The 7845-nt window shown below is 70.9% G+C and carries 7 protein-coding genes and 1 pseudogene; 3 read left to right on the top strand and 5 right to left on the bottom strand.

Going from position 1 to position 7845, the window contains the following annotated elements:
- Positions 1-297 precede the first annotated feature (297 nt).
- Both yddG and ABZ693_RS35700 read left to right on the top strand, forming a co-directional pair.
- Positions 298-1242, top strand: a complete 945-nt coding sequence (yddG, locus tag ABZ693_RS35705) for an aromatic amino acid exporter YddG (RefSeq protein ID WP_359885661.1) — start codon at positions 298-300, stop codon at positions 1240-1242.
- A gap of 166 nt (positions 1243-1408) precedes the next feature.
- Complete coding sequence (locus tag ABZ693_RS35700) at positions 1409-2701, top strand: cytochrome P450 family protein (RefSeq protein WP_359885660.1); 1293 nt, start codon at positions 1409-1411, stop codon at positions 2699-2701.
- Between the two features lie 50 nt (positions 2702-2751).
- Here ABZ693_RS35700 and ABZ693_RS35695 read toward each other — a convergent pair whose 3' ends face one another.
- The 3 genes from ABZ693_RS35695 to ABZ693_RS35685 all read right to left on the bottom strand — a co-directional run bounded on the left by ABZ693_RS35695 (position 2752) and on the right by ABZ693_RS35685 (position 4469).
- Positions 2752-3000, bottom strand: a complete 249-nt coding sequence (locus ABZ693_RS35695) for a hypothetical protein (protein ID WP_359885659.1) — start codon at positions 2998-3000, stop codon at positions 2752-2754.
- Between the two features lie 63 nt (positions 3001-3063).
- Positions 3064-3543 (bottom strand): NUDIX hydrolase, encoded by a 480-nt coding sequence (locus tag ABZ693_RS35690; protein ID WP_359885658.1) that lies wholly within the window; start codon positions 3541-3543, stop codon positions 3064-3066.
- A gap of 134 nt (positions 3544-3677) precedes the next feature.
- Positions 3678-4469 carry a GntR family transcriptional regulator gene (locus ABZ693_RS35685; RefSeq protein WP_359885657.1) on the bottom strand — a complete coding sequence of 264 codons (792 nt, stop codon included), beginning with the start codon at positions 4467-4469 and terminating at the stop codon, positions 3678-3680.
- Positions 4470-4776: 307 nt separating this feature from the next.
- Here ABZ693_RS35685 and ABZ693_RS35680 point away from each other — a divergent pair, with 307 nt between their 5' ends.
- The gene (locus ABZ693_RS35680; RefSeq protein ID WP_359885656.1) at positions 4777-6114 is read left to right on the top strand and encodes a DUF2252 domain-containing protein; all 1338 of its coding nucleotides are present in this window, start codon (positions 4777-4779) and stop codon (positions 6112-6114) included.
- A gap of 52 nt (positions 6115-6166) precedes the next feature.
- Here the strand turns inward: ABZ693_RS35680 and ABZ693_RS35675 are convergent, their stop codons facing one another.
- Both ABZ693_RS35675 and ABZ693_RS35670 read right to left on the bottom strand, forming a co-directional pair.
- Complete coding sequence (locus ABZ693_RS35675; protein ID WP_359885655.1) at positions 6167-6919, bottom strand: hypothetical protein; 753 nt, start codon at positions 6917-6919, stop codon at positions 6167-6169.
- Positions 6920-6949: 30 nt separating this feature from the next.
- A pseudogene (locus ABZ693_RS35670) lies at positions 6950-7845 on the bottom strand (hypothetical protein); the annotation flags it as partial.

The following is a 7845-nucleotide window of genomic DNA, read 5'->3' as shown; positions in this document are numbered from 1 at the left end:
CTCGTTGCCGGTGAAGGCCTCGAAGGCGGTCGAATGGCACACCCCAAACAACCCGGGGGGGCCGGCGCGGGCGCCCGCCGTGGCCCCCGGCGGCCGGGCGCGGGCCCGGCCGCCGAGGCTCGTCATGCCCTTCTCAACGCCCCGATCAGGGAGGGGAGATGGACTCCGTTGCGGGGCCGGGGACCGCCCGTCGGACCGTTGGGCGGAAACCCGTGGGCGAGTCCGGCGTACGTCATTACGATGCGTCCGGGGCTGTGGGCGGACGCGCCGTCACCTGAGCGGCGGACTGGAGGACGGGTGGATGGGCGGGACACGCACACCGGCATTCCCCTGGAGGAGACCACACCCGGTTCGGCGGCACGGCCGGACCACAGGCTGAAGGCCACCGGGACCGGCGCGGTGGCCGTACTGCTGTGGGCCTCCCTGGCCCTGCTCACCACGCTGACCGGACACATCCCCCCGTTCCAGCTCACCGCGATGGCCTTCACCGTCGGCGGACTCCTCGGACTGCCCCGCGCCCTCCGCGGCGGCCGGGCCCTCGCCCGCGAACTTCCCGGCGGCGCCTGGGCACTCGGCATCGGCGGCCTGTTCGGCTACCACTTCTTCTACTTCCTCGCCCTGCGCAACGCCCCCGCCGTGGACGCCGGCCTCCTCGCCTATCTGTGGCCCCTGCTCATCGTCGTGTTCTCCGCGCTGCTGCCCGGCGAGCGGCTGCGCTGGTGGCACACGGCGGGCGCGGTGCTCGGGCTCGGCGGCACCTTCCTCCTGGTGACGGGCGGACAGGGGGTGCAGTTGCGCGGCGCCTACCTGCTCGGGTACGCGGCCGCGGTCGTCTGCGCGCTCGTCTGGGCGGCGTACTCCGTGGCCAACCGCCGCTATCCGCAGGTTCCCACGGACATGGTCGCCTACTTCTGCCTGGCCACGGCGGCGCTGGCGGCCGTCTGCCATCTGCTGTTCGAGACCACGGTCCGGCCCGACCCGGGGCAGTGGCTCGCCGTGCTCGCCCTGGGAATCGGCCCGGTCGGCGGCGCCTTCTACGTGTGGGACCACGGCACCAAACACGGCGACATCCGACTCCTCGGCACCTTCTCGTACTTCGCGCCGCTCCTGTCCACCGCGCTCCTCGTCGCGGCCGGCCGCGCCGACGCCACCTGGCCCGTCGTCGCCGCCGGCGTGCTGATCGCCGGCGGCGCCCTCCTGGCCTCGGCGGACGTGCTGCGCGCGGCACGCCGCCGGGACTGAGCCCCCCCGGTGGCCCCGACTCCCGTATCTCGTACGCCGCATCCCGGAACCGCGGAACCGCGGAACTGCGGAACCCCGGTTACCCGGCCGGCCGCACTCGGCCCGGCCCGACCCGATTCCACCCGAACCCATCCCCTCGCCCCGCCCACCGTCAGGAGCGCTCTCCATGCCGACCCTCCCCGCCGACCTCCAGGACGCCGACTCCCCGGACCCCACCCGTCCGGCCCCCGCTGCCAAGGACAGACCCGCGTACCGCCCCGACCCGGCCGGCGGCTGCCCGCACGCCGACAACGCCCGGCTGCTCGCCCGGGGAGCGGTGACCCCGGTCGTGCTCCCCGGCGACATCGCGGGCATGGCCGTCCTCGGCCACGACGCCCTGCGCGACTTCCTCGCGCACCCCGATGTCGCCAAGGGCGCCCGGCACTTCACGGCCCTCGCCGAAGGCCGTATACCCGAGGGCTGGCCGCTGCGTACCTTCGCCACCGTCCCCGGCATGACCACCGCCGACGGGGCCGACCACCGGCGGCTGCGGTCCCTGGTCAGCCGCGCGTTCACACCGCGCCGGATCGAGGCGCTGCGCCCCCGCGTCGCCGGCGTCGTCGCCGGGCTGCTCGACGACCTCGCGGCCGCCGCCGAGGCGGACGGCGGCGTCGCCGACCTCCGCCGCCACTTCGCGCTGCCGCTCCCGCTCCGCGTCATCTGCGAACTCCTCGGCCTGGCCGCCCACCACCAGGCGCCGCTGCACCGCCTGTCCCAGCAGATCGTCGCCACCGACATCACCCCCGAACGGGCCCTGGCCGCCAACCGCGAACTCGTCGCCCTGCTCTCCGCCATCGTCGCCGACAAGACGGCCACCCCCGGCGACGACCTCACCAGCGCGCTGATCGCCGCCCGCGACGAGGGCGGCGACCGGCTCGGCCAGGCCGAACTCATCGGCACCCTGCTGCTCCTGGTCATCGCGGGCCACGAGACCACCCTGAACCTGCTCACCAACGCCGTCCGCGCGCTGTGCGCCCACCGCGAGCAGCTCGCGCACGTCCGCGAGGGGCGGGCCGGCTGGGCGGAGGTGGTGGAGGAGACCCTGCGCTGGGACAGCCCGGTGAGCTACTTCCCCTTCCGCTATCCGACCAGGGACCTCGTCGTCGACGGCACGGTCATCCCCCGGGGCACCCCCGTGCTCGCCGGCTACTCGGCGGCCGGCCGCGACCCCGCGGCGCACGGCCCGGACGCGGGCCGCTTCGACGTCACCCGTACCCCGGCCGTCAAACACCTCTCCCTCGGGCACGGCGCGCACTTCTGTCTTGGCGCCCCGCTCGCGCGCCTGGAGGCCACGCTCGCCCTGGAAGCGCTGTTCACCCGCTTCCCGGACCTCGACCTCGCGGTCCCCGAGGCGGAACTGCCGCGCCACGCCAGCTTCGTCGGCAGTTCCGTCCGTACGCTGCCGGTCCGGCTCGGCTGACCCGCCCGAGCCCGCCTCCGGTCAGGCCGGGGCGGTGGGGGAGGGACGGCTCAGACCGTTCTCCCCCGCTCGGCGGCGGCGGAGTCCCGCAGCGCCGCCACCAGGCCGAGCAGCCGCTCCTCGTTCCCGGCCAGCCCCGCCTCCCGCAGGGCCGCGTCCGCCTCGGCCATCGGGTGCGTCAGCATCGCCGCCGCGTACGGCTCCAGACGCGGATCGGAGAGCACGGCCCGGGTGGACTCGAGCAGCCGCAGATACGCCTGGGCGGCCGCGCGCTCGCGGCTGCTGATCGTCGTCGTCATGTCGGGCTCCCTGGAGGACGGTTCGGGACTGACGGCGTCCACCCTCTCGCACGGGTCTGACAATCAGGCCCCGGACGCGTCGGGATGCGCCGCGAGCCGCGCCAGGAACACCCGCTGACCCGCCACCAGCAGTGGCTCGGCCTCGGCGAGCGGGAACCAGCCGAACCGGTCGATCTCCGGGAACTCCCGCAGGACGCCCGAGCCGCGCGGCCACTCCATGGTGAACGTCCCGGGCGTCGCCCGCGCCGGGTCGAGATCCGCCCGTACGGCCCAGACGGTGACGGTCTTTCCCCCGCGCTGCCGGTTCTCGCCGAGCGCGATCCACGGTCCGTCCGGCGCCGGAAGGCCCAGTTCCTCCTCGAACTCCCGCCGCGCCGCCGCCTCGGGCGGCTCGTCCGCCGCGTACTCGCCCTTGGGGATCGACCAGGCGGCGGCGGACCGGCCGGCCCAGAACGGGCCGCCCATGTGACCGATCAGGACCTCCGTGACACCGTCCGGTGTCCGGCGGAAGAGCAGCAGACCGGCGCTGTGCTTCGGGGGCATGGCGTCCAGTGTGGCGGACGGCGTACGGGGTGACGCGCCGGACGCGTCCGGCCGGGCGACTCCGGTGCGTTCCGCTTGGGGCGAGCCTGGCGCGTTCCGCCGGGCGTGGGGTGGGGGAGAGGCGGGTACGGGGCTCAGCCGCCGAACTCGTAGGTCCAGGCCCCGCTGCGGGCCGCCAGGTCGATGTCCGTGATCTCCAGGGTGCGCCCGTGCTGGTCGCCCACCACCCGGTGGACGCTCAGCCGGAACGCGCCGCGGTCCGCGCTCTCCGCCTCCCCGTGCGGGGCCGCGGGCGCGGGCACGCCGACCGATTCGCGGTGGGTGGTACGAAGGCCCGCCTGGTGCATCCAGTGGTACAGCAGCCGCAGATCGGGCTGCCGGAAGCGTTCCGCGCCCCGCCGGAAGCGGCCCAGCTGCGGGACCTCCGTGAGCGCGGGCCGGGAGAACCAGGACACCGAACGCTGCATCGACGCGCCCGCCGGGGTCAGCACCGCGTGCCGGTGCACCAGCGTCGGCTCGCCGGGCGCGAGGCCGAGCCGACCGGCCAGCGAGGCCGGCGGCGCCTCCCAGGACAGGGCCGCGCGGACCAGGGAGTCGGCGGCCCGGGGACCGCCGGGGAAGGGGCGGCGGTGCGGGCCGGCGGTCCCGCGCCACGGCTCGTCCGCCGTGGGCCGTGAAGCGGCCGGATCGGCGGCGAAGGTGCCGCGCCGGTCGGTGAGTACGAGGCCCTCCTCGCGCAGGAGTTGGAGCGCGCTGCGGACGGTCTGCCGGTTGACCCGGAAGCGGATCGCGAGGTGCCGTTCGGAGGGCAGCCGGGAGCCGGGGGCGGGGCGGTGGTGGACGAGGTCGTCGCGCAGTGCGGCGGCGACCCGGAGGTAGCGCGGGACCGACGTCCTCGGTCCGCGGTCGGTTACGGCCTCGGTCATCTCTCAGAGCCTCTCTGTGCGGTCGCTGCCGGTGTCGCTGTCTCGGTCGCCCGTCACATGCCTCGCATGTGGCACATGCGTCCCATGCACCACCTACGGCACGTCGGTCGTGCCGATGGCGCGTGTCGTGCCGAGTTCAACCATTTCCGGGCGTACCCATCCGAATCGCTGGATGATCCCTTCCTAGCATTGGTCTAAACCATTTCGGAAGTCCTGTCGGCGAGAGTGGCCGAAACGAGCGGCGCGCCGTGTAATGGATCGCACGGAACCGCGCGCCGGTGGCGGTGGGAAAGGCGGGTGAGGCGGGATGACGACACCGTCCGAAAGGGCCGAGAACGGCAAGGCCGCCCGGCAGCGGGCCCCCCGCACCTCCCATGGCCGCTGGATACCCTCGTCCCAGCGCCCCGACCCGCTGACCATCCTGGAGCGGCAGTCTGTCGACCGGCTGTCCGACCTGGTACCGATCCGTTACGGGCGGATGGCGGACTCGCCCTTCGCGTTCCTGCGCGGCGCCGCCGCCATCATGGCCGCGGACCTCGGCGCCACCCGGCACACCGGACTGACCGTCCAGCTGTGCGGTGACGCCCATCTGCTCAACTTCGGCGTCTACGCGTCACCCGAACGGACGCTTCTGTTCGACGTGAACGACTTCGACGAGACCCTGCCCGGTCCCTTCGAGTGGGACGTCAAACGGCTCGCCGCCTCCCTGACCGTCGCCGCCTTCCAGAACGGCGCCGGGCAGGCCAAGGCCCACCGCGCCGCCCTGGTCGCCGCCGAGTCGTACCGCATGGCCATGCGGCGCCTGGCCGGGCTCGGCGAACTCGCCGTCTGGTACGAACGCATCGCCGCCGACGACCTCACCCCCCTGGTGAGCGGGGCCCGGCGGGAGCGACTGGAACGCCGGCTGGCCCATGCCCGCGGCCACGGCAGCCTCCAGGCGCTGGGTAAACTCACCGCACGGGACGACTCCGGCCGGCACATCATCGACGCCCCGCCGCTGCTGGAACGGACCACCGACATCGACCGGGTCTCGCTCGGCAAGATCTTCAGCGACTACCGCAGCTCGCTCTCCGAGGAGCGCCGGATCCTCCTCGACCGCTTCCACTTCGTGGACGCCGCCCGCAAGGTGGTGGGCGTCGGCAGCGTCGGCACCCGCTGCTTCATCCTGTTCCTGGAGGGCCGGGACGAAGGCGACCCGCTCTTCCTCCAGATCAAGGAGGCCGTTCCCTCGGTCCTGGAGCCGTACCTGCCGGCCGGCCGTTACGACCATCAGGGACGGCGGGTGGTCAGCGGCCAGCGGCTCACCCAGGCCGCCAGCGACATCTTCCTCGGCTGGATGACCGGCCCCGAGCAACGCCACTTCTACTGGCGCCAGTTGCGCGACATGAAGGGCTCGGCCGAGGTCGAGACGATGTCTTCGTCCCTGCTGCGCCAGTACGCGCGGCTGTGCGGCCGGGCGCTGGCCCGGGCCCACGCCCGCTCCGGCGACCGGATCGCCATCGCCGCGTACCTCGGCTCCTCCGACGTCTTCGACCGCGCCATCGCCGACTTCGCCCTGCGCTACGCGGCCCAGAACGCCGACGACTACGCCGCCCTCGGCGCGGCCATCGCCGCCGGCGTGGTGACGGCGGCCCCGGGCATCTGACGGGCGCGATGAGATGCGCGATCGGGAGTATTCGGAAGAGCTCGGATGGGCACTACCGAACCCTGCGTTCGAGGGCCCAGTCGATGGACTTTCTTGCCATCCAGGCGGTTCGTTGAACTGTGCTCTCACCCTCGGCTCGAGCATCATGAGCGATCCGCGCCAACGCACTGCGATCATCCGCCTCTTCTCGTGCCATGAGAGACAGGGCCGCGCCCAGACGGATGGCCGGAGAGGATGAGCTCAGCTTTTCGCGAAGCCACTGAACGTCGGACAAGTGCCCTAGCCGGAGTGTGATGCTCAGATTCGCCACCCCTTCGATGATGTCGGCCTTCAGTGGTTCGCCGATTTTCTCGCCGTACATGTCCTGGAGCGTCGGGATCAGCTCCGGGAGGGGTTTCCTGATGCGTGAGAGAAGATAGACTGCCGAACCTCGCACCGATTCGCCATTGTCTTCCTCGACGAGCGAAAGAAGCGCAGGAGTCGAGTCGCTGTAACTCTTCGAGATCGAAGTCTCCCATGCGACCATCTCGGAAAAATGATCCCGCATGTCCGGCTCGTCATCCCAGCGGAACTGCCATGTCCCCAAGGTGTATGCGTATGCATCACCCAAATAATTGAGGATCTCTGCCCTGATGGAGACTTCCGGGCGTGCGACAGCTTCAAGCAGGAGGGGGATCGCCGTGACGGCCTCTTCTGTGAACGCGGCACCTTGAGGGCTGATCTGCTCTTCGAGCGAATTCAGAGCCGAGATGGCTGTCCTAGGGTTCGACGTACAGACTCGGTCGACCAGTTTTTGAACCTTCACGCACCGCTCCTGATTTCACTCGATCGATGGTCAGCGATTTTGGATCACTATTCCCATGTCGGACAACAGGGGTGCGCAGAAAGCGCAAGGCGGGTACGGGTCCCCGCAGTTATCGGTCTCCGCGTGCGCCGCTTCCATGCTGCCGCCCCTCGCCGGATTCGCGTTCTCGGCTCCTTCGGCGTCCTCGTACACCCTGTTACGCCTGTTGCGCTCGGCTTTCTCCTTGGCCTTGGCGTCCCGGTCGTTGTAGGCCGCGCTGATGCACTCTATCTCGGCGCAGCCGAGGTGGTGGTTCGGTCGCAAGCGTCTGATTTCCTTGAGTGCATCCGGGTTGAGGGAGGATGCCGGGCGCTGTTGCATGCTCGTTCCTTCAAAGTATCCGCCGTCCTTTGTGCGGAGGATCGCTACGGCTTTACATTTACCCTTGTTGCTCTCCGCCAGCGCCGTGAGCTCGTCGGAGTTCTTGTTCTTCTTCGACTTCTTGTTGGAGCGATCCTTCTTTTTCGGATTTATTTCACCAACGATGAACCAGTAAATCTTGTCGCGTGTCGCGTAGAGACGCGTGAGACCGTACTCGGTGCGAACGGAATCGAGGATCGGGTTGATGTCCCCTTCCTCTGCGTGATCTCCGGGTAGGCCGTTTACACGCGTGACGGCCTTTCCGACGGCTTTGTCCAGGCGAGCCTTCTTCTCCTCGAACGAAGGTTTCCCGTCCCCGGTCTTCCCCTTCCCGTCGCCCCTGTTCTTGAGTTTCTTCCAGAGGGCTTTGCCTTTTTTGGCGATGAGGTCGACGAGTTTGTCGATGGCGCGGTTGACGGGACGGGAGACGGAGTGGAAGACGGATTTGACTTTGTTGGCGAGGTTGCCGATGCCGAGGAGGGAGGCGAGGAAGCCGATGAGGAGGGGGATGCTGGTGGCGAGGGCGG

Source organism: Streptomyces laurentii (genome assembly GCF_040635425.1).
GTDB classification, from domain to species: domain Bacteria; phylum Actinomycetota; class Actinomycetes; order Streptomycetales; family Streptomycetaceae; genus Streptomyces; species Streptomyces laurentii.
The sequence above is the reverse complement of the archived record's forward strand: the minus strand, read 5'-3'. Positions and strand labels throughout refer to the sequence as shown.